This window comes from Ruminococcus sp. OA3, assembly GCF_022440845.1.
Lineage (GTDB): Bacteria > Bacillota > Clostridia > Lachnospirales > Lachnospiraceae > Ruminococcus_G.
Genome location: NZ_JAKNTO010000001.1, coordinates 3,578,368 through 3,602,458, shown reverse-complemented (window position 1 = coordinate 3,602,458; position 24,091 = coordinate 3,578,368). Strand labels below are relative to the sequence as shown.

General features: G+C 43.4%; 26 protein-coding genes and 2 pseudogenes. All 28 read left to right on the top strand.

Features of this window, described 5'->3' with window-relative positions; genetic code table 11:
* The first annotated feature begins 118 nt into the window (after positions 1-118).
* The 28 genes and pseudogenes from MCG98_RS16415 to MCG98_RS19005 all read left to right on the top strand — a co-directional run bounded on the left by MCG98_RS16415 (position 119) and on the right by MCG98_RS19005 (position 24,076).
* Entirely contained in the window at positions 119-781 is a 663-nt protein-coding gene (locus MCG98_RS16415; RefSeq protein WP_240302955.1) for a helix-turn-helix domain-containing protein, read from the top strand.
* Between the two features lie 85 nt (positions 782-866).
* Entirely contained in the window at positions 867-1,778 is a 912-nt protein-coding gene (locus MCG98_RS16410; RefSeq protein ID WP_240302954.1) for a DUF4097 family beta strand repeat-containing protein, read from the top strand.
* Positions 1,775-2,209, top strand: coding sequence for a hypothetical protein (locus MCG98_RS16405; RefSeq protein WP_240302953.1), 435 nt, complete (start codon positions 1,775-1,777; stop codon positions 2,207-2,209). The genes MCG98_RS16410 and MCG98_RS16405 overlap by 4 nt, the downstream gene beginning before the upstream one ends.
* Before the next feature lie 14 nt (positions 2,210-2,223).
* A complete protein-coding gene (locus tag MCG98_RS16400) occupies positions 2,224-2,886 on the top strand; it encodes a hypothetical protein (RefSeq protein WP_240302952.1) in 663 nt (220 codons plus the stop codon).
* Positions 2,864-4,081, top strand: a complete 1,218-nt coding sequence (locus MCG98_RS16395) for a hypothetical protein (protein WP_240302951.1) — start codon at positions 2,864-2,866, stop codon at positions 4,079-4,081. Before MCG98_RS16400 ends, MCG98_RS16395 begins: the two co-directional genes overlap by 23 nt.
* A 448-nt stretch (positions 4,082-4,529) precedes the next feature.
* Positions 4,530-4,955 carry a sigma-70 family RNA polymerase sigma factor gene (locus MCG98_RS16390; protein WP_240302950.1) on the top strand — a complete coding sequence of 142 codons (426 nt, stop codon included), beginning with the start codon at positions 4,530-4,532 and terminating at the stop codon, positions 4,953-4,955.
* Positions 4,952-5,188, top strand: a complete 237-nt coding sequence (locus tag MCG98_RS16385) for a helix-turn-helix domain-containing protein (RefSeq protein WP_240302949.1) — start codon at positions 4,952-4,954, stop codon at positions 5,186-5,188. Before MCG98_RS16390 ends, MCG98_RS16385 begins: the two co-directional genes overlap by 4 nt.
* A gap of 76 nt (positions 5,189-5,264) precedes the next feature.
* Positions 5,265-5,396 carry an SHOCT domain-containing protein gene (locus MCG98_RS16380; RefSeq protein ID WP_240302948.1) on the top strand — a complete coding sequence of 44 codons (132 nt, stop codon included), beginning with the start codon at positions 5,265-5,267 and terminating at the stop codon, positions 5,394-5,396.
* A 61-nt stretch (positions 5,397-5,457) separates the two neighbouring features.
* Positions 5,458-7,212 carry a recombinase family protein gene (locus MCG98_RS16375; protein ID WP_240302947.1) on the top strand — a complete coding sequence of 585 codons (1,755 nt, stop codon included), beginning with the start codon at positions 5,458-5,460 and terminating at the stop codon, positions 7,210-7,212.
* A gap of 401 nt (positions 7,213-7,613) precedes the next feature.
* Positions 7,614-8,552, top strand: a complete 939-nt coding sequence (locus MCG98_RS16370; protein ID WP_240302946.1) for an HTH domain-containing protein — start codon at positions 7,614-7,616, stop codon at positions 8,550-8,552.
* A 193-nt stretch (positions 8,553-8,745) separates the two neighbouring features.
* The gene (locus MCG98_RS16365; protein WP_240302945.1) at positions 8,746-9,135 is read left to right on the top strand and encodes a helix-turn-helix transcriptional regulator; all 390 of its coding nucleotides are present in this window, start codon (positions 8,746-8,748) and stop codon (positions 9,133-9,135) included.
* 52 nt (positions 9,136-9,187) lie between these two features.
* Positions 9,188-9,895 (top strand): ImmA/IrrE family metallo-endopeptidase, encoded by a 708-nt coding sequence (locus tag MCG98_RS16360; protein WP_240302944.1) that lies wholly within the window; start codon positions 9,188-9,190, stop codon positions 9,893-9,895.
* A gap of 39 nt (positions 9,896-9,934) precedes the next feature.
* Positions 9,935-10,195 (top strand): annotated as a pseudogene (locus MCG98_RS16355) (HK97 gp10 family phage protein); the annotation flags it as partial.
* Positions 10,192-10,509, top strand: coding sequence for a hypothetical protein (locus MCG98_RS16350; protein WP_240302942.1), 318 nt, complete (start codon positions 10,192-10,194; stop codon positions 10,507-10,509). The pseudogene MCG98_RS16355 and the gene MCG98_RS16350, both read left to right, overlap by 4 nt.
* Positions 10,510-10,512: 3 nt before the next feature.
* Positions 10,513-11,040 carry a major tail protein gene (locus tag MCG98_RS16345; protein WP_240302941.1) on the top strand — a complete coding sequence of 176 codons (528 nt, stop codon included), beginning with the start codon at positions 10,513-10,515 and terminating at the stop codon, positions 11,038-11,040.
* Complete coding sequence (locus MCG98_RS16340; protein ID WP_018594136.1) at positions 11,037-11,414, top strand: hypothetical protein; 378 nt, start codon at positions 11,037-11,039, stop codon at positions 11,412-11,414. Before MCG98_RS16345 ends, MCG98_RS16340 begins: the two co-directional genes overlap by 4 nt.
* Positions 11,411-11,575 carry a hypothetical protein gene (locus MCG98_RS16335; protein ID WP_018594135.1) on the top strand — a complete coding sequence of 55 codons (165 nt, stop codon included), beginning with the start codon at positions 11,411-11,413 and terminating at the stop codon, positions 11,573-11,575. The genes MCG98_RS16340 and MCG98_RS16335 overlap by 4 nt, the downstream gene beginning before the upstream one ends.
* Positions 11,576-11,677: 102 nt before the next feature.
* On the top strand, positions 11,678-13,315 hold the full coding sequence (locus MCG98_RS16330; RefSeq protein ID WP_240302940.1) for a hypothetical protein: 1,638 nt from the start codon (positions 11,678-11,680) through the stop codon (positions 13,313-13,315).
* A gap of 167 nt (positions 13,316-13,482) precedes the next feature.
* Positions 13,483-16,329: a phage tail tape measure protein gene (locus MCG98_RS16325; RefSeq protein ID WP_240302939.1), complete on the top strand. Its 2,847-nt coding sequence runs from the start codon at positions 13,483-13,485 to the stop codon at positions 16,327-16,329.
* 2 nt (positions 16,330-16,331) lie between these two features.
* Positions 16,332-16,658, top strand: a complete 327-nt coding sequence (locus tag MCG98_RS16320) for a hypothetical protein (RefSeq protein ID WP_240302938.1) — start codon at positions 16,332-16,334, stop codon at positions 16,656-16,658.
* Positions 16,659-16,673: 15 nt separating this feature from the next.
* Positions 16,674-18,491, top strand: a complete 1,818-nt coding sequence (locus MCG98_RS16315; RefSeq protein ID WP_240302937.1) for a hypothetical protein — start codon at positions 16,674-16,676, stop codon at positions 18,489-18,491.
* Positions 18,492-18,501: 10 nt separating this feature from the next.
* Positions 18,502-19,902: a hypothetical protein gene (locus MCG98_RS16310; protein WP_240302936.1), complete on the top strand. Its 1,401-nt coding sequence runs from the start codon at positions 18,502-18,504 to the stop codon at positions 19,900-19,902.
* Positions 19,903-19,998: 96 nt separating this feature from the next.
* Positions 19,999-20,411, top strand: a pseudogene (locus MCG98_RS16305) (phage holin family protein).
* Positions 20,398-21,366, top strand: a complete 969-nt coding sequence (locus MCG98_RS19015; RefSeq protein ID WP_345891689.1) for an N-acetylmuramoyl-L-alanine amidase — start codon at positions 20,398-20,400, stop codon at positions 21,364-21,366. Before MCG98_RS16305 ends, MCG98_RS19015 begins: the two are co-directional and overlap by 14 nt.
* Positions 21,308-21,889: a hypothetical protein gene (locus MCG98_RS19010; RefSeq protein ID WP_345891688.1), complete on the top strand. Its 582-nt coding sequence runs from the start codon at positions 21,308-21,310 to the stop codon at positions 21,887-21,889. Before MCG98_RS19015 ends, MCG98_RS19010 begins: the two co-directional genes overlap by 59 nt.
* A 189-nt stretch (positions 21,890-22,078) precedes the next feature.
* Positions 22,079-22,474, top strand: coding sequence for a recombinase family protein (locus MCG98_RS16295; RefSeq protein WP_240302935.1), 396 nt, complete (start codon positions 22,079-22,081; stop codon positions 22,472-22,474).
* Positions 22,471-23,751 (top strand): recombinase family protein, encoded by a 1,281-nt coding sequence (locus MCG98_RS16290; protein ID WP_240302934.1) that lies wholly within the window; start codon positions 22,471-22,473, stop codon positions 23,749-23,751. Before MCG98_RS16295 ends, MCG98_RS16290 begins: the two co-directional genes overlap by 4 nt.
* Entirely contained in the window at positions 23,675-24,076 is a 402-nt protein-coding gene (locus MCG98_RS19005) for a recombinase family protein (RefSeq protein ID WP_345891687.1), read from the top strand. The genes MCG98_RS16290 and MCG98_RS19005 overlap by 77 nt, the downstream gene beginning before the upstream one ends.
* Positions 24,077-24,091 lie beyond the last annotated feature (15 nt).

Genomic DNA, 24,091 nt, shown 5'->3' with positions numbered 1-24,091 from the left:
CCACATGTGACAAAATTGAAAAATGTCACATAAAGCGAATCAGATATCATATTGACATCTCAGTCTAATGAGCGTATATTAGAAATGAACAATTCATTCATTTTTTGGGGGTGTAATTTTGACACAGAGAATTGAGTCAATTGCTGAAGCTGCAACTTCTTTGTTTTTAAGACAAGGATACTCAAAGACACAGATTAGCCATATCGCAAAGGCAGTAGGTGTTTCGGTTGGCACAATTTATCATGATTTCATTGGCAAAAAAGAGATTATGCATTATATTTTGAAATGTACGATACAACCAGAGTTTGCTTGTAAAATGCTTGAAAGGCCAATTAGTGATGAAAATTTTGTGGGGTTGGAACAGGAAGTTGTGAAGGTTTTGGAAGATTCCGCCGAGAGATTTGAGAAACCTTTATTAAAAGGGCTTGGGGAATATACTTTTGAAACTTTGATTTCAGACGCATTTGATCTTATGTCACAATATGCGGTAGGTTGTCTGTTTATTGAAAAGAATCAGTATGATTTCCCGTTTTTGGCAAAGCATTATAAAGCCTACAGGAAAAGATTTCTCTCCACTATGAAAGAATATCTAAAGGCTTTTATAGAAAGAGAGAGTATCCGTAAGATTGATGATGTGGAATTGACAACAATTCTTATTGTAGAGACGTTAAGCTGGTGGGCGATGGATATCCACTATACATCATTTGAAACAAGTGATATTTCAGAAAAAGCGGCGAAAGCAGTTTGTATGGATAATATTGTATTAGCTTATAAGTTGTAGTTAGAAGGGCGAAATGCCCTCTAATTTTTAATCTGATTATGAATGAATGATTCATTTATAAAAGCAAAAGGAGAAAATGATATTTATGAAAAGAAAAATTATACTGATATTTATACTGTTTATTATCATGATATTTTCAATTTCCGCTTGTGGAAAAGGAAGTTCTACAAAGTTGGTAAATGAGATGAGTTTTTCATTAGAAAACATTTCCGATTTAACGATTTCTTATGATGATGAAAATATCAGTTTTTTTCAAAATGAAAATGATAATCTTGTAATCAAAGAATATATGAGTAAAGATAAAGAAAGTTATCATGCAAAGGTCAGTCAAAAGAAAAACAGTATTCAAATTAACGAAGGGGGAAAACCATTTTTTAAAAAGGATTTTATAAGATATGTGGAAGTCTATTTACCGTCTGCCTATTCCGCAAATATAAAAGTTACTACAACAGACGGAAACATTGATATGTCAGGCATAGAGTTAAATATGGAATCTATTCGTATAGATACTACTTGTGGAACATTAAAAATAAATAAAGGTGCGGCAGAAGAGATTTATCTTTCTTCTACCAGTGGAACGCTTGAACTGGGAGAGATTATTGGAGATCAGATTAAGATAGAGACTACACAGGGAAATGTTACCTGCGAAAAAATAGACGGAAAAGTCACTTATACTTCAACCAGTGGAAATGCTGAATTTCTGTCAGCTAGTGGCTCCGGCACTTACAAATCAAATAATTCTGGAACACTATCCGTGATTTATGATGAAGTCAGGGGCGATTTGACTTTCTTTAATAAAAATGACAATGTGCAGATTAGGATTCCACAGGATTTAGAGTTTGAATTTGAAGCGATTACAAAAAATGGAAAGATAGATACAGATTTTGGCGGCGATATTTCGGTAAATGGTGATTTAACAAGTGGAACAATTGGTAGCAGTCCCACTGTGACCATTAAGGTTGAGACCAAAAACGGTAATATAGAGGTGAGCCGATGAAGAAATTAGTAACTTTTCTGATGACAGTTATTATGATTTTATTAGGTGGAGTGACTCTATACATGTGTAAAAATTATACGGTATATAATTTAATGTACATTTTCTGTTTTGTATTTATTGCATTTTATGCGGTTTTTACTCCATCCACGATATTATCAAAAATAGTGCAGGTGATTCTATATGCACTGATAATGGCGGCACAGATTGTATTTAACACTCTGGTAATAAGGTCAATGGTTTACGATATTCCTTATGATTTATGCAGAATTTTGGGAGTGTGTATCGTTGCAGTTCCATTTATCGTAAGAGTAAATTTCTTTCATCAGACTACAAAAAGATATAAGTTTCCTTCTTCGGAGGAATTAAATGTAATTACCTATGAGGAATTTATCTGTAATAAAAATGAAATTCTTAGGAAGATGGAAAAGTAAAAAATGCGGGATATGTGTTATCACAAATAGAATTAACTGAAATTCTGTATCATCTGCCGAGACACAGCTCGTTTCGTTATGTGAACAATGGAACTTTGACAGAGAGTTATTTTCAATCTGCTTATGAAACAGTAAATGAGGGATATGTATATATTGTTGTTACAAAAAGCAGAAGTCCTTCCAGTAATGTGATTGGTTTATTTACAGATAAAGAATATAATCATGTATCTTTGTCTTTTGATAAACAGTTAAAGACTATTATTAGTTACAACGGTGGTAAGCGTGCAACACCGCCGGGACTTAATGCAGAATTGGTTGAAAACTTGGCGGCGAGAAATGGTTCGGCTATATTGGTATATCGTTTACCTGCAACAGAGAAGCAGAAAAGAATCATGATACAGAAGGTTGAGAAGATCAATGATGAGGGAAGTGCTTATAATTTATTGGGGCTGATTTTTAAAAGGTCAAGAAAACCTAATATTATGTTTTGCTCGCAGTTTGTATATACAATGCTAAAGCTGGCAGGTTTGAACTATTTTAACAAGCGGGCAGCACAGGTGATACCTTCTGATTTTATTGAGTTGGATTATGGGAGAAAACTGGAATTTGTCCGAAGGATTGCATTAGATAATATGGATTTGGAAAGTGGGATAAATGAGAGTGAAAAGAACATCTGACTATATATCATGTGGATATATGGATTTGATAGAACTGGCACATGTGGACAGAATTTATCCAGTGATGTATTGTAAGTTGGTAATTCAAGGAGATTTTAATTTAAAGAGATTTAAGGATTCAATAGAAAAATCAGCACAGTATATTCCAGAAATATTATATAGTGTAGATTTTAAGCAGTGCAGATTTATTAACGTACAACATACTGTGAATGACGTGTTTTTCACAGGAAATGATGAAGAGGGATTCATTTCCGTTTGGGATCTGTCAACGGATACTCAATTAAAAATCTTTATGATGCAGGATAACAATATATGGAATCTGACAATCGGTATGAGTCATGTATTAACAGATGGAGTAGGCTTTTTACAGTATTTATATCTACTGGCGTCAATATATAATGGAATAACATTACCGGGTGGGTTAAAAAATATTCGCAATATGGACATGGTTATAAAAAAGATACCATTTTGTATTAGTAAGAATCATGATCCAATCCATGAAAAGGTGATATGCCGCTATCATGGAGAAAATAAATACTATTGTTTATGTTGTTGTGTAAACGAAATGGATTTTAAGCGGATTTGTGTGAAAGCAGAATCATTAAATGTAAGTATAAATGATGTTTTGATGACAGCATATTCCAGAATTATAGCACAACGGTTGAGAGAAACCAATGTCAGTATTCCTTGCACTGTGGACTTGAGAAGAGTATGTTTTGAAAAAAATAGATTGACGATAGGAAATATGACGGGGCTATATCGATCAATACCAGTATTTGTTGCAGATGAAGATTCTTTTGAGACTACCTTATTACAGATACATAAGGAAGTAAGGCGGCAGAGGGAAGCTTTACAGTGTTTTCATGGAATTAAGATACTTCAGATGTTGTATCGCAAGATTCCGACACGAAATTTAGTGTGGCTTATTAGGGGAAATTATCATTTGAATCCAATATCATATACAAATATGGGGAAGATAGATTCCAACAGATTATATTTTGCGGATTGTAACATTAAAAGTTGTTATACTACTGGAACATATAGAAAAGCGTCTGATTTTCAACTATCAGTCAGTACATTTAAAAATGTGTGTACATTAAATTGTACATTGTCTGGGGGTATACAAAGAAAAACAGAAGGAGAAACTCTGTTAGAAGAGATAAGAAAGGAATTGATAGATTGGTTGAATAGATAGTGTAAAAATGCTGTTGCTCAGCGGTTAATAAAAAAACCGTTGCAGACAGCATTTTTTTGTGTGCCTAAATTTCTTGAGTAACGGTTGAAAAACCGCGATTTTTTTACTCACGATTAAAAATGGGATTTATTTGGGGCGGTTTTAGGAGGAAATCGTCTTGATAAATCTAGGTGATACATTGTTGATAAATTTGCTGTTAAAAAAATTTATTTTTATACAGTGGGGTTATATGCCATTACATGTGGTTTTTTACATCATGTAATAGGAACAATCAGAAAAGCACAGGAACAATTTTTAGTTATTGTTTTTGTGCTTTTTTGTTGTGTAAATAATTTTTTGAAAAAGTATAGAGGTGGTGCAACAAATCGAATCTCCGAGGTGAGTGTTAGAGCGAAAAGAGGTAGGAATCTTCACACTTTAACAATTTTCACGGGAAGGAGGTGAGATTATGCAGCCTTCTTCATTTGAAAAAGCAATCCGCTTACAGTTTGATTGCCTGATCCGTAAAGTTATTGATTGTACAGTAAAGAATTACAACAGAGAAATAGGCAGACGTGCAAAACATGAACGTCCATTCTGTGAAGTGCCGGAAATAGAATACGCTTGTACGGGAACCACGGACGAATATTCTACGGAGTTTATGGCATTTCAAGTATTCGGTTCAGAGGTTCGTGTCCATGATGAACGATTGGGTGAAGCAATTATGAAGCTGAGTGAGAAACAGAGAAATATTTTGTTGATGTTTTATTTCCTTGAAATGTCAGATACAGAAATCAGCGAAGTATTAGGGATTGCACGTTGTACTGTTTACAGAAACAGAATGCGTTCATTGGATTTTATCAGAGACGGATACAGGAGGAATCAGAAAAAATGAAACAAGTAAAACAGTGTCCGTCATTTTCTGTGATCCGTTCAGCGTCAGATGGTGATGAGACAGCAATAGAAAAAATATTAAATCACTATAATGCGTACATATCAAAGGCTTGTCTACGTCCGTTTTATGACGAATATGGAAATATGCAGCTTGTAGTGGATATGGAATTAAAGGGAAGAATCAGAACCGCTATTACTAAGGCGATTTTGAAATTTGAAGTTGAAATAAAATAATTTTTCTGCGGAGTGTTTGTTACCTCATTTCCACTCCGTTAGATATGGAAGGTGGGATTTTATAGAAAAAGATTTAATGAGGTATAGTTTGCAGCTTGCCATGTTAAAACAGCTCCTTGACAAACAACTGATTACAGATAAGGAATATACCCTAATCAAAGCAAGGTTAATGAAAGATTATAAGGTGGTTTCTGATATAACAACTTGAAATGCAAATACAAGTGTTATATAATAACACTACAATAGGAATACAAAAAGGAGCGGACTAAATGAAAGAGGTAGAAGTAATCAAGGCAAGAAATGATTTGACGACAAGAGCAAGAGGCAAGACTATTGAGCGTATGCGTGTGGCTGCATATTGCAGAGTGAGCACGGACAGCGCAGACCAGTTAAACAGTTATAAATCACAGGTTGCCTATTATACGGATTTAATCAAGAAGAAAAAGGAATGGGTGCTTGCAGATATTTACGCTGATGAAGCAATTACTGGAACACAGGTAACAAAGCGTGAAGATTTTCAGCGTATGATAAATGATTGTATGAATGGCGATATTGACATGGTGATTACGAAGTCTATCTCCCGATTTGCAAGGAATACATTGGATACATTGAAGTATGTCCGTATGCTGAAAGAAAAGAATATAGCGGTTTATTTTGAAGATGAGAAAATCAATACACTGACTATGGACGGTGAATTGCTCCTTGTCGTGCTTAGTTCGGTGGCGCAACAGGAGGTTGAAAATATCTCTGCTAATGTAAAAAAGGGATTAAAAATGAAAATGCAGAGAGGTGAAATGGTCGGATTTCAAGGTTGTCTTGGTTATGATTATCACCCTGATACAAAGACAATTACTGTGAATGAGGAAGAAGCTGAAATTGTTCGTTATATATTTAATCGCTATATTGAAGGTGCTGGCGGTTCTGTGATTGGTCGTGAGTTGGAAAACTTAGGATATAAAACAAAGTATGGCAGTTCTACATGGGCACAGTCTACGGTAATTGGAATTATCAAGAATGAAAAATACAAAGGAGATTTACTGCTTGGAAAGACATTTACCGTAGACCCTATTTCCAAAAGAAGATTAGAGAATTTTGGCGAAGAAGATAAGTTTTATATTCACGATCATCATGAGCCGATTATCAGTGAAGAAGTGTTTGAAAAGGCACAGGAAATTCTTGCAAGAAGAAATATCAATCGTGGAAAAATCGGTGATGGGAATACGAAGAGGGAAAAATATAGTAGAAAATATGCGTTTAGTTGTATGTTGGAATGTGGATTTTGTGGTGGTACTCTGACAAGGCGTAATTGGCACAGTAGTTCACAGTATAGCAAGGTTATTTGGCAATGTGTAACCGCTACGAAAAAAGGAAAGAAGTTCTGTAAAGACAGTAAAGGAATATCAGAAAAAGCGATTGAGGACGCATTTGTGGAAAGTTATCGTCTTTTATGTGCTGATAATAAGGACGTGTTGGAAGAGTTCTTACAGCGGATAGATGATACTTTAAGCGACAGTACCATTAGCAAACAACTGGCAAAGACGGAAAAAGAGATAGCAGCTATTGAAAAGAAAAAGGGGAAACTTGTAGATATGCGTTTGGACGAAACGATTGACAAGGAAACCTATGAGAGCAAATATACAGAGTTAATGAGTCGACAGGAAGAATTGCTTTCAGAGAGGAAAAAGCTACAGGAAACTTCCGAGAACGAAAAAAATATAAAGAGACGTTTGAAAGAGTTTAAGAAAACGTTGGAGCAGAATGAAGTTTTAGAAGAATTTGACCGCTATGTGTTTGAGAGTATTGTAGAAAAGGTAATTGTAGGGGGAATAGATGAAGAGGGAAACAAAGATCCTGCACAACTTACCTTCGTGTATAAAACAGGCTTGAAGAATAGTGTTGATGGTGATAAATTTAAACCACAGAGAAAAAATGCAAGGGGCAGACATAGAACAGACAAATTGTGTTCAAATGCAAGTAACGAGGTTGAAAATATGTGTTCCGATTGTAGTGATGATACACGTTGAAACCGTTACGCTTCTGGTGCGGAAACCTTGATTCTATGCGGGGTTGTGGAGATTTTAACGGAAAATGGAGTTGTGTTTTTGCGGATGGTGAGATGGATAAGTTTTCGCAGATGGGGGACGGGGATAACGCCGGAGAGTTTGAAAATGAGGGTTTTGTCGGGCAAAAGATATAATCCGGCAAAACCCTTACTATCTGGCAAAAGTGTATACTGTCTGGCAAAACCAGTGTTGTGCGATAAAAGCGATAGTTGCTGAGTAAAATAAACAATGATAAATTTTTGCTTGTAATTTATCAACCCATCGTTTAAACTGAACCTATCTGAATACACAGTTCTGAAAACATATCGTTCGGGAGTTCCCCGGTATATTCAATCATACATTAAGGCAAAGGAGAGGTAGGTATGTCATTTGGATTTATTGATTTTGCAAAAGAAGTTTTGAAAGCTTCGGAAAGTCCGCTGTCTGTTGAAGAGATGTGGGAAGCAGGCTGTAACCAGGGGCTTGATGAGAAGCTGGGTTCTTCCGGCAAAACACCAATTAGGACCCTGTCAGCCAGAATCTATGTGGATATCAAAAACAACATGGATTCGGCATTTATACAGGTTAGCAAAAGGCCAGCTAAATTTTATCTGAAAGGAAAAGACATTAATCCAGAAAAAGGAATCCCGGATTCTGGTGCAGGCAGGAAAAAGAGTAAATTTACAGAAAGGGATTTACATATTTTACTATCAAGCTTTGTCTGCACGGACGAGCATTTTAAATGTATGACAAAGATGATTTATCATGAAGTTTCCAAGAGGGAAAAAAGTGGTAAGAATAAATGGCTGCATCCTGATATTGTGGGGGTTCATTTTCCGTTTGATTCTTATACGGATAATACACTGAAGCTTTTCGATGTGTTGAAGGTCAACCCATATAAGCTGTATTCATTTGAGATGAAAATCAGCCTGACTCTGTCAAACTTGCGGGAATATTACTTTCAGGCGGTGTCAAATTCAAGCTGGGCGCATGAAGGATACCTGGTTGCGCTTCAAATATCAGAGGAACCGGAACTGATGGATGAATTGCGGAGATTGAATAATGCCTTTGGGATTGGGGTAATCCGTCTGGATGCGGAACACTTTATGCAGAGTGAGATACTATTTTCAGCGAAAGAGAAAGATTCCCTTGATTGGGATACGATAAACCGTCTGGTGGATGATAACCGGAATTTTAAAAGTTTTCTCAATGATTTGATGGAGGATGTCAAAGTTGGAAAAGTCAAGAGCAGGTATGATGACGTCTATCTGGAAGAGGAGCAAATGTATCAATATATTTTGAAATGCGGTATTGTATCCTGATGAATGTATAACAATTCTATTTAAAAGATAGTCCTTGACTGTTTGCTTTAAAAGCAGGCGGTCAGGGATTTTTTAATTCTGTTTATCTGAAATGTTCCCTTTTATAAAAAAATGTGTCAATGAACAAGTTGACGAATAAATGTTTGTTTTTATGGAAAAACTTACCATATAAAATTTTACAGGGAGAACAGCCATGAATACAAATCATCGATTGGAATTTGGAAAATATGTGGAGACGCTGCGGAAGGGCAGGGGGAAGTCTCTTCGGGAGACGGCAAAAGCCATAAAAGTATCACCACAGTTTTATAGCAAAGTGGAGAAAGGGAGGAGCAGTGCGTTTACTGCAGAAAGGTTGAAGTCGCTGGCCTGCTTTCTCTTATTAAATGATGATGAAGTCCATACACTTTATGATATGGCGGCAGAATCACGGTCATCCAGTGATATTGCGACACCACAGGACTGTGCCGATTATATGCTGTGCAACAGTTATGTAGTAGAAGCGCTGCGGCTTTCGATGGAAACCGGTGCGGGAGAAAAAGAATGGCAGGTTCTTTTGGATGAGTTAAGAGCAAGGAAGGGGTGATCTGTCTATGTACCAGCCAAGGTTAAGAAAGAGCAGAAACAGGATTCCTATTATGAGTAATGCTGAAATTGATGAACATGCGGAAGAACTGTTGAAAGACTACAAATCTACTGTGTTGAAAAATCCGCAGCCAGTGGATATAAAAGCCTTTGCAGAAATTTATCTCGATCTGGCGTTAGATTACACTTATTTGTCTCATTGCGGCCTGATTTTAGGCAGGATGATATTTCAAAATACAGAAAGAGTTCCTGTGTATCTGCCACGGGAAAAATGTGCTGATTATCTGTATGTGGATAGAGGAACTATGATGATTGATAATACCGTATTGGAGGATAGGAAGGAGTACCGGCTCCGGTCCACCATAGGGCACGAATGCGGGCATTGGATATTCCACTCTGATTATTATACGCACACAAATTACCAAAGTCAGGGGATAAAGCCGCGATCAGGTATTACCGAATGCCGGAAAATAGATATTGAGGGCGGATCAGGAACGGCAGGTAAACGAAGGCTGATTACAGATACAGATTGGCTGGAGCACCAGGCTAAGTATTTCAGTGCTGCTATTTTAATGCCAAAGACGCCATTTGTCAGTGTGGCATTAGATATGCAGGAGAACAACCACCATAGTGAAACAGACATCACAGAGGCACTTTCCAGGAAATTTCAAGTATCGCCAGCTTCTGCTAAAATACGGCTTGTTCAGTTGGGACTTACCGGATGTTTCAATCAGGATGTTAGATTTGCAAATGTCCAATGAGGTGATGAAGCGGAGCGTGACAGAGGTGAGCCGGTCCGTGAAAAGGACATTCAGGCCAATGCTCCGGTGAGGACTGGGAAATATAAGAAGAGCTGGGCGGCAAAGAAAGTGCAGGAGGATGCCAATTCCCTGACTATGGTGATTCACAACCGTGACCGTTACCAGATTGCCCATCTCCTGGAACATGGGCATGCGAAACGGGGTGGAGGACGGGTACAGGCCGTTCCCCATATCGCCCCGGCAGAACAGCGGGGAGCGGAAGAGTTGATGGAAAAGATGGAACGGGGGTTATCGCATTGATGCATGAGCAGGTGCTAGAGATGATTGAGAAAATGGAACTGCCCTGTGCCTATGGACATTTTGCGGAGGGACAGTCTCCAGAGCCGCCGTTCCTGGTGTTTCTATACCCGGAATCCCGGAATTTTGCAGCAGATGGGATTGCTTATTTTAAAAAGCGGAAGCTGCATATTGAACTGTACACGGATTATAAGTCTGTGGAACTGGAGGAGCGGATAGAGACCGTGCTGGAAAGCCATGGTTTCTTTTATGCCAGGAGTGAAGTATGGATTGAGTCGGAACGGCTGTATGAGGTTCTATATGAAATGGAGGTTTGAGGAATGGGAAATAAAGTGAAGTTTAATATCTGCAATGTCCACTATGTCCCGTTGACGGCAGGGGAGGACGGGACGGACACATTCGCAGTCCCGGTGGCGATGCCGGGCGCGGTGTCTTTAAGCCTGGACCCCAACGGGGAACCTGAGTCCTTTTATGCGGATGGGGTGGAATATTACGTCATCAATAACAATATGGGGTATGACGGGGATCTGGAGCTGGCGATGATTCCGGAGACGTTCCGGACAGATATCCTGAAAGAAGAGGCGGACACCAATAAGGTGCTGGTGGAGAACTGCAATGCGGAGACGGGAAGCTTTGCCCTGCTGTTTGAATTTGACGGGGATGTGAAGGAAATCCGGCATGTGCTGTATAACTGTTCTGCTTCCCGCCCGAAGATTGAATCTAAGACCTATGAGGAATCCAGGGAGGTGCAGACGGAGACACCAGCCCCGGCCAGCTTTGCAATGAACCAGGAGACGGGCAAGGCTGCAGAAGTGAAATCCATGGCAAAGGCGATGGCGGATAAATGAGCATAACCAGGAAGGTTGAGATTGACGGGCAGGAGGTGCTGTTTAAGGCTTCGGCGGCCATACCGAGGATTTACCGCTTGAAATTCCAGAGGGATATTTACAGGGACCTGCGGGCTTTGGAGCAGTGCGTGGGAGGCTCTGAGGAAGGGGAGTCCGGTCTGGATTTGTTTTCTTTGGAGATGTTTGAGAACATCGCTTTTGTGATGGCAAAGCATGCAGATGGTTCAATCCCGGACACGCCGGAGGAATGGCTGGATGGGTTCAATACGTTCTCCATATATCAGGTACTGCCAAAGTTGATTGAACTTTGGGGACTGAATGTGCAGACGGATGTGGAGGCTAAAAAAAACTCCGCCCGACTGAGCGGGAGATGACAACGCCACTGTTCCTCCTGCGGTGTGTGCAGCTTGGGATTTCTATTCATGAATTGGAACTGCTTTCTATCGGGATGATAAATGATATGTATGCGGAGAGCAGGAATGACGAGTGTAAGTATGCCCAGCTTGCCACGCAGCAGGATTTCGACAGGTTCTGATTACAGGTTTTGTTTTCATTGATTGGCCGGCTGTTTCCTGCTATACTGGTAAATAGGGGCGGCTGGCTTGGTCAGCAATAAAAAATAAAAGGTGGTAGAATATTGGATGAATTTGCTTTATTAGGTGGATTGCATGAAATTATTGACCGCAATATTGAATTTAAAATAAAGAAGTGGTTAGATACCCATAATGTTAATTATTTTTTGCTATATCCGTTAGCAATGGTAGAATTAGGGGCGATGAGTGAACCTCCAGAAAGAACAAGTAATTTATTTAAGCGTTGTATAACGTCATACATTTATTCAAAGACAATTTTAAATAACAAAGAATTGCATCTAAAAAAACTAAATATTCCTGGCTTGAAAAAATATATGAAAGAATATGAAAAGACACTATATCCACTTTTTCAGAATTACAGGTTTTCAAGAGAAATAAATGATATAAATCCTGTTTCTAAAGCCAGATTGACTAAGATGGGAGAACATAGATACCAATTAACAACATCTTTAGTTACAGATAAATATCAAGAAGAGAATTTTTATTTTTATGGAGAAGATGATAAGGATAAGAATAGAATGGAACTAGAACAGACGAAAGAATTGCATTTAAAATTTTGGTATAAGATAGTTATTCAGCAGACATTGATAAAAGAACTTGAACAAAATATAGATAAGACTTTGTTCGGGGATTGTTTAAATATTATTGAGAAGGATTTGAATAAATGGGATTCAAAGGTTAGAAGCAAAGTATTTGATAATCCCAGACAAATTGCATTAGTTATAGCCTTTTTTTATTATTATGCTATGATTCGTTCAATTTGTGTACGAATTGTTACTCTTGAAAACGAAGACTATATAGAAAATGCAGACGAATGTATCATGCAGTTTGATAAAGAAAAGTGCATACATGATATAGTAACCATTAGCAATATCCGGGAAAGAAAGGTAAGAGACATCGTAGAATATTTTATAAATAAAGGGAATGTAAATCTTATGGAATTTCCTTTATTTGAAATAGAAAATAAACTGATTACTGTTCCTTCACTAATTTTGGTAAATGACTGGCAGTTTACAGTAGTAAATGGACACTATGCAAAAAATATCAGTATTTTAAATCGTCAAAAAACTATATCAGTTATTACAGAGGGAAGAATAGAGAAACTTATGGAATCTGTAAGGAATGTTGCTATTGCAAAAACAGTTCCTTATAATTTTAAAGATGTGGATGGAAAACTGAATGATTGTGAAGTGGATTTTGCAATTTGGGATAAAAAAAGAAATGCTGTATTAGTTATTGAAGCAAAGTGGATTGATAAGCATTATGGAGATGAAATAGATAAAAGATATGGGAAAATATTTGAGACACTTAATAGTATTTATACTAAACAGATTAGTAAGCATAAAATATATTTAAGTGAAATTAGCCATCTGAATTTCTTGTTTAAAGATGATGTCAGATTTACTCCGTGTGATGTTATGCCGGAAGTATTTTATTTAGCTGTGGATAAAAGGAATCAAATGCATATTGGGGATAAGCATATGATTTCTGAATTTATGCTAATGTATTTTTTGAAGAAACATATTTATGCAGAAGAGTTTGATTTATTAGAATTTTGGAGTGAGATAAGTAGTTTACAAACAAAGTTTGAATATATTCAATGTTCAACAGAATTTCATGAAATTCCTGTTGGGGAAGATGTGATTTTGGTTGAGAAAAGTGATCTTACTTGGGAAGAATAATATAAAATATTCTATAAATAAAGTAAAAGTCAATTGATTATTAAACATAGTTTTAATAAAAACTGAATTTATACATAGGCATCTGCTAATGTGGCAGGTGCCTTTTCCATATATTTGAGCCTTAACCGGCTCTTTTTTTCTGTCCAAAAACAGGAAGGAGGCATCGCATGGCAAACCGCATACAGGGTATCACGGTGGAAATCGGCGGCGATACCACCAGACTGATCACAGCGCTGAAGGGCGTCAATTCAGAAATCCGCAACACCCAGTCCCAGCTTAAGGATGTGGAGAAGCTCCTGAAGCTGGATCCACATAATTCGGAGCTTCTGGCGCAGAAGCAGAGACTTTTGACGGATGCCATTGGGAAAACGAAGGAGAAGCTGGAGGCACTCAAATCCGCCCAGCAGCAGGTACAGCAGCAGTTTGAGCGCGGCGATATCACCAAAGACCAGTACGATGCCCTGCAGCGGGAGATTATTGAGACGGAGCAGAATTTAAAAGACCTGGAAAAACAGGCGGAGGATACCAACACCTCCCTGTCCGGATTTTCGCAGGCGGCGGAGAAGGTTGGGAAGTTTGGGGATGCCGCCACATCGGCAGGTAAGAAACTGCTCCCGGTGACTGCCGAGATTACGGCGGCGGGCGGGGCATCCGCTAAGATGGCGATGGATTTTGAGGATGCCATGGCAAAGGTTAATACCATTGCGGATACCACGGAAGTGCCGCTGTCGGAACTGGAAAAGGCCATCCTGGATTTGTCGAACCAGACGGGCATCAGTTCTTCGGAGATTGCGGGGAATGTGTATGACGCCATCTCCGCCGGGCAGAAGACCGGGGATGCGGTGAATTTTGTGTCCAATTCCACGAAGCTGGCAAGGGCCGGGTTTGCAGATGCGGGAAGCGCGCTGGATGTGCTGACTACGATTATGAATGCCTATGGCCTGGAAGCGTCTGAGGTAGGCCGGGTGTCTGACGTGCTGATCCAGACACAGAACTTGGGCAAAACCACGGTGGGGGAGTTGTCATCCTCGATGGGTAAGGTTATCCCCACAGCAAAAGCAAACGGGGTGGCATTGGAACAGGTGGCGGCGGGATATGCCCTGATGACTGCCAACGGTGTGGCAACTGCAGAATCCACCACCTATATGAATTCCATGTTCAATGAGCTTGGAAAATCCGGCACGAAGGTGTCGGTCACTTTGAAGGAAAAGACGGGGAAATCCTTCCTGGAACTGATGCAGGACGGGGCCAGCCTTTCCGATGTGCTGCAGGTTATTTCCGACAGCGCGGCGGAGCAGGGGCTGGCCTTTGGTGATTTATGGGGGAGTGCGGAGGCCGGGAAGGCTGGGCTGATTCTTCTGGGGGAAAGTGCGGAAACTTTCAATGGGACTCTGGAGCAGATGCAGAATTCCACAGGGGCAACGGAGACAGCTTTCGGGAAGCTGAACACCAATTCCTATACGATACAGAAGGCGTTTAGCCAGTTGAAAAACACTGCCATTGAATTTGGTTCCGCCATTATGAGCGTGCTGGCACCGATTTTGATTGCACTGGCGGATAAGATACAGGCGTTTACTTCCTGGTTTTCCGGGCTGTCGGAGGGGACGAAGAAGATGATTGTTATCGTCGCCATGGTGGTGGCTGCCGTGGGACCGGTGTTAATCATCATTGGGAAGATTGCAACGGGCATCAGTACAGTGATGAGCCTGGTGGGTGTGATTGCCCCGGCCATATCCGCATTAATTCCGGTCATCGCCAGCGTAGGAGCGCCAACACTTGCGATTATCGCTGTGATTGTGGCGTTGATTGCGGTTGGGAAGTTACTGGTTGCCCACTGGGATGAGATCAAGGCCGCCTGTATGAATATCTGGAATGCCGTGAAGGAATTCTTTGCCGGGCTGTGGGAGGGGATTAAGCAGACGGCCAGCGCTGCGTGGACATCTATTTCACAGTTTTTTTCCACACTCTGGACAGGGATATCCACGGTGGCACAGACCATTTGGAACGGGATTGCCACATTTTTCTCCACGTTATGGGAGGGCATTAAAACTCTGTTTCAGACTGTGCTGACGGCGATTTCCACAATCGTCACCACATATTTTAACATTTACAAAACGATTATTACCACGGTGCTGACTGTTATACAGACGATTTTCACCACAGTCTGGAATGCCATTAAAATGGTGGTGATTACAGTTGTTACGGCGGTACAGGCGTTCCTGACTACAGCATGGAATGCCATCCAGACGGTGATTTCTACGGTACTGAATACCATCCAAAGCATCGTTTCCTCTGTGTGGAATGGAATACGGGATGTGGTAACTGCGGTGATGAATGCAGCGGGCAGTATTATATCCACTGTGTGGAATTCAGTGAAAAATACGGTGACGGCTGTGCTGAATGCTATTAAGACAGCAGTCATGAACATTTTTAATAACATTGTCAGTGGAATCAGCAATGCCATGAGCAATGTTTACAATGCGGTGAGGAATGGGTTTGAGCAGGCGGTGGGTTATATTAAGGGGCTGGCTTCCAGTGCATGGAACTGGGGTGTGGATATTGTGAACGGGATTGCCAACGGAATCCGGAATGCCGTGGGGAATGTGGTGGATGCGGTCAGGAGCATTGCGGATAAGATTGCGGCGTTCCTCCATTTCTCCGTGCCGGATGAGGGACCGCTTACAGAGTATGAATCCTGGATGCCGGATTTTATGTCCGGGCTTGCTAGGGGGATTGAGGGTAGCCGGGGTATGATTGAGAAGGCAATTCGGGGCGTGGTTTCGGATATGGTGGTCAGCCCGCAGATTGGGATGGCCTCCGGCATGGCGGAGCAGCAGGTGATTTCTGCCAATAACGTCACACAGTTATTGAACGGAATCAGGGAGACAGTGAGCGGGTTTGGAATGGCGAATACGGGGACGATCTGCATCCCGGTGTACCTTGGCGGCACGTTACTGGATGAGGTGGTGGTGAATGCACAGAACAGGCAGAACCTGAGGTCAGGAGGTAGATAGGCATGGCGTTTATACAGTATCTGACGTTTGACGGGGTGGCGCTTCCAATGCCGGATTCCGGTGGGGAGACGGAGGCCGGGACTACACAGGGGGATGTGGTCAGGAGCGGCGTGGTGACAATTCCGGTTTCCTTTTCGCTAAGCCCGAAGTGGGTGAAGGCCATGGCGGGGTTCCGCAGGAAGCCGAAGATTGCTGTGGAGTTTTTTGATACGGAGACACTGGAAGTGAAGCGGGCGGAGATGTTTATGGAAGGCTATAAGGCTGGGCTGGTGAAAGACACTTCCTATAAAGGGCTGTGGAAAGTGTCATTTAATTTGAAAGAGTTTTAAGGAAAGGGTTGGCTCATGTATCCAGTCAGTGAAGTATTTTTAACTGCGGTGCAGGAGAACGCCCGCAATTTTTACTGGACAGGGAGAATTACCACGAAGGCCGGGGTGGTCCATGAGTTTGGAAATGGAGATATCGTGAAAGGCTCCGGCTACATCACAGGCCAGTGCTGCGGCAGCACAGAGATTGAGATTGGTACGGTGTATGCGGCGGAGATGGGGCGCACCCTTTTTTCGGAGATTGACCGATATACGCTGGAGGATGCAAAGATTGAACTGTTCTATCATCTGCGGCTTGGGAACGGGAGCTTTGAGGAAGTCCCCATGGGGATTTTTGAGGTGAGTAAGGCGAACCGGACGCTACACTGTCTGGAGATAAAGGCGTATGATTACATGTTGCGGTTTGAGAGAAGCTTCAATGGCTTTGAGACTGTGGGGAATGCTTATGCTTTCCTGGTTTTGTGCTGTAAAGCCTGTAACGTGGAGCTTGCCCATACCCAGGCGGAGATTGAGGCGATGCCAAACGGTACGGAACTGCTGTCAGTGTATACGGAGAATGATATTGAGACGTACCGGGACGTGTTGTATTATGTGGGGCAGGTGCTGGGAGGTTTTTTCTGTATTAATCGGACGGGAAAGCTGGAACTGAGGAAATACAGGAATGTGCCCGTGATGACGGTTTCCGACAGGCAGCGGTTTTCCAGCAGCTTTTCGGATTTTATTACCCGGTATACGGCAATCAGTTCTACGAATGCTAAGACGCAGACAGCAGAGTATTATGCGTTGGAAACAGATGACGGGCTGACCATGAACCTGGGCGTAAATCCGCTTTTGCAGTTTGGTTTGGAGGAGACGAGGAAAGCACTGCTGGAAAATATGCTGTCTGATTTATCCGTCATCTGCTATGTTCCGTTTGATTCGGATACCATCGGGAATCCGGCATTGGATTTGGGGGATGTACTGGTGTTCTCCGGCGGCCATGCGGATGAAACGCAGTTAGCCTGTGTGACTGGATATCAGATTAAAATTAATGGGAAGCATTCTTTGAAATGTGTGGGGAAGAATCTCAGGCTGGCACAGGCCAAATCGAAGAATGACAAGAACCTCTCCGGCCTACTGAACCAGATTGAAGCGGGGAAGATAGGGATTCACACGTTTACCAATGCATTAGCCTATACAGTGAATGAGACGGATGTGAAGATTATCAGCATTGAGTTTGCGGCGGCAGAGGAGACGCATGTACAGTTTTTTGCGATTGTGTTGGTGGATGTGTCGGCAGATGCAGCGGTACAGGCAGGGACGGCAAAGGGAACGGTTGTTATCCCGGTACCGTCTGTGGCTGAGGATGGGACGGAGACTACGGTAAATGTCAGCGTGGAGGCGGAACTGCCGGTCATGGTTCCTGCGGATGGGAGGGCTGTGGCGCGTGTAAGGTATGTGTTCAATGACGAAGAGATTCTGACCCATTATCCGGCGGAAACCTGGGGGAGTGGGAAGCATGTGCTGCCTTTGTATTATCCTATTGAGGAACTGATTCCGAACTTTACGAACACGTTTCAGGTATTCCTCCGGCTGGAGGGCGGCAGCGGACAGATTGATACCGGGGGATGCATTGCTTCCATCAGCGGGCAGGGCATGGCGGCGGCTCCGGCATGGGATGGGAAGATTGTATTGGAAGATACGGCTGCTGTGTTCCGGGTTGGCGCAGGATTGAGCGTCAGAGGGTTTGTAGAGACAGTTGGAATTGAGACCATGGAGCTTGTACAGAGGCAGATGAGGGACAGCATGGGGCGGATTCCAGTAGGCGCGTTTGGATGTCCGGTAGATTTGAGTTAAGGAGGGCGTTATGAGACTTATGGGAACGATGAGGATTGAACTGACGGATGTGAATACCGGGGAGGTCACAGCGGTGACGGAGGAAAATATGGTGACGGATGCAGTGAACCATATCCTGGGGCTGAATCCCATGGGGGTGTTTTACGAAATCGGGGAGAGTATTGACGGGGTGAAATTGCAGGAGGCATTACTTCCGGTCTGCCCTAACATGATTGGGGGTATTCTGCTGTTTTCCAAGGTACTGGAGGAACGGGCGGACAATATTTATTCCCTGTCGGATAACCTGCCAGTGGCTTATGCGTCAAATAATGTGAATTCCACGGCGAATGTGGCGAGGGGAAGCATGAACCTGACGGAGAGCAAGAAGCTGGACAATGGATACAAGTTTGTGTGGGAGTTCACGCCGAGCCAGGGGAACGGTACCATTGCGGCGGCTGCCCTGACCAGCGCCCAGGGCGGGGCGAATGCTTATGGGAGCCTGGTGAATGACAGTTCCACATTCCTGCAGATTAAAAGCATCAAGCTGGACGGGATGGCTGTGGCTCGGGAGCTGGTGCTGTTTGAGACGGTGGAGGTGGATTTTGAAAGGAATCTGCTGTATTCCATCACGTATCAGGATACAGGGGTGCGTATACGGAAGGTGCATATCCCGATTTTTACGGTGGGGCTGAACGAGAAGCTGGATGACTCATCCTTTGTGGTGGTGGATGACCAGGTGATTCAGACTTCCACGTTCCGGTTTCTTGGGGATTACACGCTGTACGGGGAATTTCTGGACGGCGGGGACGGGTACTGGTACGGGTTTTCCAATGAGGGGAATTCCTCCGGCAGTGCTACTATGGTGTGGGTGAAGATTAAGAAGGATGATTATTCCATGACAGAGGGGGAATGGACGCTGTCCAATGCGAAACTGATAGATGTGGGGCGGCGGGAGGAGGACAGTTCTTTCCCGGAGCGGTATCTGCAGTGCTGCATTCGGAGCGGATATCTGTATGTGATGGCGAATAACAAGAAGGGGATTTATAAGATTAACCTTTCTAATTCTTCAGACGTGACGCTGATTAATCTGGGGTTTACTTCCAAATGGAAGCCGCTGTGCGATACAGGGACCTGCGAGGTGTATATGACGCTGGTTGGCGATTTGATTATCGGTGGGGATTTCCAGGTTACGGTTGAGGATAAGGTAATCCGCACCCAGGGGAGCTCCCGGCTGAATGACGCGGCAACCCCGCTGTTCCAGTATAAGAACTTTCTTTTGGGGTGGGGAGGAAGTTATGGGAGCGAGTACCGGACTATGTACCTACTGACACCTTATCTGGCAACTATTAACAACCTGTCATCGGCGGTGGTGAAGACAGTGGACAAGACGATGAAGATTACCTATACACTGACGGAGGAGACCGTGCCGTAAGGGTGGCGGAGAAAAGGAAAACTTATGGAATCAGGAGCAGGCGGCAGTCCAAAACGGGCTGCTGTTTTTGTGCGGAAAAACAAGGAGGGTTTTGAGATGAGAGATGTAACAGGCACGATGCAGTATGTATTTGCCGCTATGGGCGGAGCTTTGGGAGCAGTCATGGGAGGCTTTGATGGTTTTTGTATGCGCTGGTTATTTTTGTGTCAGTGGATTATGTGACCGGGGTAATGGTTGGGATTCTGAATAAGGAGCTTTCCAGCCAGGTTGGGTTCAGGGGGATTTTTAAGAAAGTGGTCATTTTTTCTCTGGTTGCTGTGGCGCATATCATTGATACCCATGTGATCAGGAACGGGAGCGTGCTGCGGACGGCGGTGATTTTTTTCTACCTGTCCAATGAGGGGATTTCCATTCTGGAGAATGCGGTGAAGATTGGGCTGCCGATTCCGGAGAAGCTGAAAAGTGTGCTGGAGCAGTTGAAAGAGGGGAACGGACATGAAGGTAAATAAGAATTATGTTTCTGACAATAACACGTATGAGAGCAATAATCCGCAGTATATCGTGGTGCATAACACGGATAACTTTGCGGCAGGGGCGGATGCCAGCGCCCATGCCAGGGCACAGTATAACGGGAATTTAAGCACCTCGGTTCATTATTATACGGATGACAAGGATACGGTTTACCAGACGGCTCCCCATGGACGGGGATGCTGGCATGTGGGGGTAAATTATGGAGGCAGACTGTTTGGAACAGTGAATAATAAGAATTCCATTGGTGTGGAGATGTGTGTGCAGGCAGGGTATGATTTCCAGAGAGCTTTTGCCAATACAGTGGAGTTTGTCCGGCAGCTGATGGCGGAGACTGGGATTCCGGCTGACCGGGTGGTGCGGCATTATGATGTGTGTGCGAAGAACTGTCCTTCCCAGATCCGGGCGAAGGGGATGTGGGAGAAGTTTAAGCGGCAGATTGGGAGCGGCGGCTCTGGGCAGGAGGAGAATGTTTCTTCCTATACAAAGATCATGGGGAAGACTGTGGCTGCGGAGCAGCAGATGCGGGAGTATATTAAAAAGAAAAATCCGGCTGTAGAGCAGTCGGTGTTGGATATGGTTCCGCTATACCTGTCCGAAGGGGAGGCAGAAGGTGTGAGAGGGGATATTGCTTTTGCTCAGTCTTGCCTGGAGACGGGGAACTTTGGCTTTTCCGGTTCGGCGGTGACGCTTGAGCAGAATAATTTCTGTGGGATGGGCGTGACTTCCAATGGGAAAAAGGGGAATTCTTTTGATTCGCCGCAGATGGGCATCCGGGCGCAGGTGCAGCATTTGAAAGCCTATGCCAGTACGGAGGAATTGGTGAACCCGAAGGTTGATTCAAGGTTCAAGTATGTGGCCAGGGGGTGTGCGCCTTATGTGGAATGGCTGGGGATTCCGGAGAATCCGCAGGGTAAGGGCTGGGTATGGCGGTAAGATTCTGGATATTTTGAGGAGTATCATTGGAGACAGCGGGGATACGGGGAGTAGCATGGAAGGCTCCGGGAATCCGAACCAGCCAGTCAATCCTTTGTCTGGTTTTGTGAAGGTGTTTTATAAGGGGAAAGACGGAGTGAATGTGAGGGAAGCGCCGTGTATGGGGGATAACGTGGACCAGGTGGTGTTCGATGGCGTTTATACGGTGGTGGGTGTCAGCGCAGACGGGCTGTGTTATAAGCTGAAATCCGGGCTGTTTTTGACTTCGGATAAGCGGTATGTGCAGTTTATGGAGAAGCTTCCGGCGGCATCTTCTTATATGGTGAAGGTGGGGATTCCGGATTTGAATATCAGGAAGGGACCGGGTGTTGATTATGCGAGGACAGGGAGGTTTACCGGAGCTGGAGTGTTTACTATTGTGGAGGAAGCGGACGGAGCAGGGGCTTCTAAGTGGGGGCTGTTGAAATCTTACCAGAAGAAGAGAGACGGGTGGATTTCGCTAGATTTTGTGACGAGGATATAGAGATTTGCCCGGTGGGGAAATCTGCCGGGTTCTTCTTTTTGACCTTCTGAAATAAGTTTCCGCAGACCAAAAGAAAAGACGTGGAAACCGCCTATCTGCTTGACTTACAGGGTATTTAGAGTGATTAATAGACTACGCTTATTGAGCTTGCTCAATAAGAAACCAAAAACGAAAGGAGTGGGATGCCGGATGAAGATGCAGGTGGCATATTATTACAGAACCACACACCGGGATCATGGATATGAAAAATATGTGGAACCGGGGAGAGAAGCATTCCGCAGGCGCTATGGTAAGCGGACGGTGGAAGAACATTTCTTTTGGGATGAAGCGTCTGGCGTAGACACAAACCGGAAAGCGTTCCGGCAGTTGATTGAGGAAATTCAGGCCGGGCATGTCCGGGTGGTAGTCACAAGGGACGCCACTATGATTGCCCGTGACTGGCGGCAGTTCTTTGAATTTATGGAAGCCTGCGATAGAGCAGGGGTGCCAGTGATATGTATCAATGAGGACGGAGACGCAGGAAAGCAGTATGAATGTGCGAAGTGGTTTGTAAAAGAATACTTCGGAAGGGAGAAGGGTTTATGAGGATACGGATGTTGGAGCCGGTACAAAATAAAATACCGAAAAAAAAACGCGTCTGTGCTTATGCCAGGGTTTCCACGGATTCCAGGAAACAGGGTGAATCCCTGGAAAACCAAGTATCCTCTTATGAACGATCCTTGAATGCTAATCCGGAATATGAGTTTATTGGTGTATTTGCAGACCAGGGTATCTCCGGTTTCAGCAGGAACCGTCCGGAATTCCAGCGGATGGTACAGATGGCAAAGGAAGGACTGATAGATTTAATCATCACAAAGTCCATTTCCCGATTTGCCAGGAACACGGCAGTTCTTCTGGAGACGGTGAGGGAGCTGCGGCTGATTGGGGTTGCTGTCTATTTTGAAGAACAGAATATCAACACATTATCCGGGGACGGTGAGGTCCTGCTCACTGTCCTCGCTTCATTTGCGGAGGAAGAAAGCAGGAATGTATCGGAGAACCGGAAATGGTCTATCCGTAAGAAGTTTGAACGTGGGGAATATATGATCAACACGGAGCGGTTCATGGGCTATGACAAGGATGAATTTGGGGAACTGGTCATCAATCCAAAAGAGGCTATGGCAGTCCGGTTCTTTGCGGATATGTACCTTTTAGGAGTGGGTTCCAGCCGTCTGGGGCAGTTGGCAGATTTTCTGGGAGTCCCGTCTGTGACAGGAGGGAAGTGGACTGGCGGTTCGTTTATGGGTATGTTCAAAAATGAGAAATACAAAGGGGATTTCCATTTGCAGAAATATTACACACCGGAGGATAAGAGGAACCAGACGGTACGGAATCATGGGGAAGTACAGAGTTATTATATGGAGGACAGCCATCCGGCGATTTTGAGCACGGAGGTTTGGGATACCTTGCAGGAAAAGATAGAAGAAAATAAACGGGACAGGAACATTGCCCAGAGTGACACAAAAAAGTACCAAAACAGATATCTATTGACGGGGATGCTGTACTGTCCGTATTGCGGAAAGACACTCCGGCGCAGGATAGGTTATAAAAAGAAGGTAGAGTGGCTTTGCTCCACTTACATTGAAGAAGGAAAGCAAGCCTGTCCGGGCGTGCGGATTCCGGACGAATCGGCATCCCGGCAGGATATCATAAAATCAACGGTGGCAGAGGAGGTTTACAGGAATGGCAAGAAGCATTACCGTTATACCAGCAAAGCAGAATTCGACAGCAGGGGAAGGGAATGCCGTGCAGAGGAAGAAACTGCGGGTGGCGGCGTACTGCCGGGTGAGTACCGACCAAGAAGAACAGCTATTAAGCTATGAGAACCAGGTGCGGTTTTATACAGAGAGTATCAACAGCAATCCGGAATATGAGTGTGCCGGGATATATGCGGATGAAGGCATTTCTGGTACGAATACCAAGAAAAGGGATGAATTTAACCGGATGATTATGGACAGCCGGGCAGGGAAGATTGACCGGATTATCACGAAGTCCATCTCCAGGTTTGCAAGAAATACGCTGGACTGCCTGAATTATGTGCGGGAACTGAAGGGGTTGGGCATTGGGGTAACATTTGAAAAGGAGAATATTGACACTTTGGATGCAAAGGGAGAAGTGTTGCTGACAATCCCATCGTCCCTTGCGTAGGATGAAGGCCGGAAT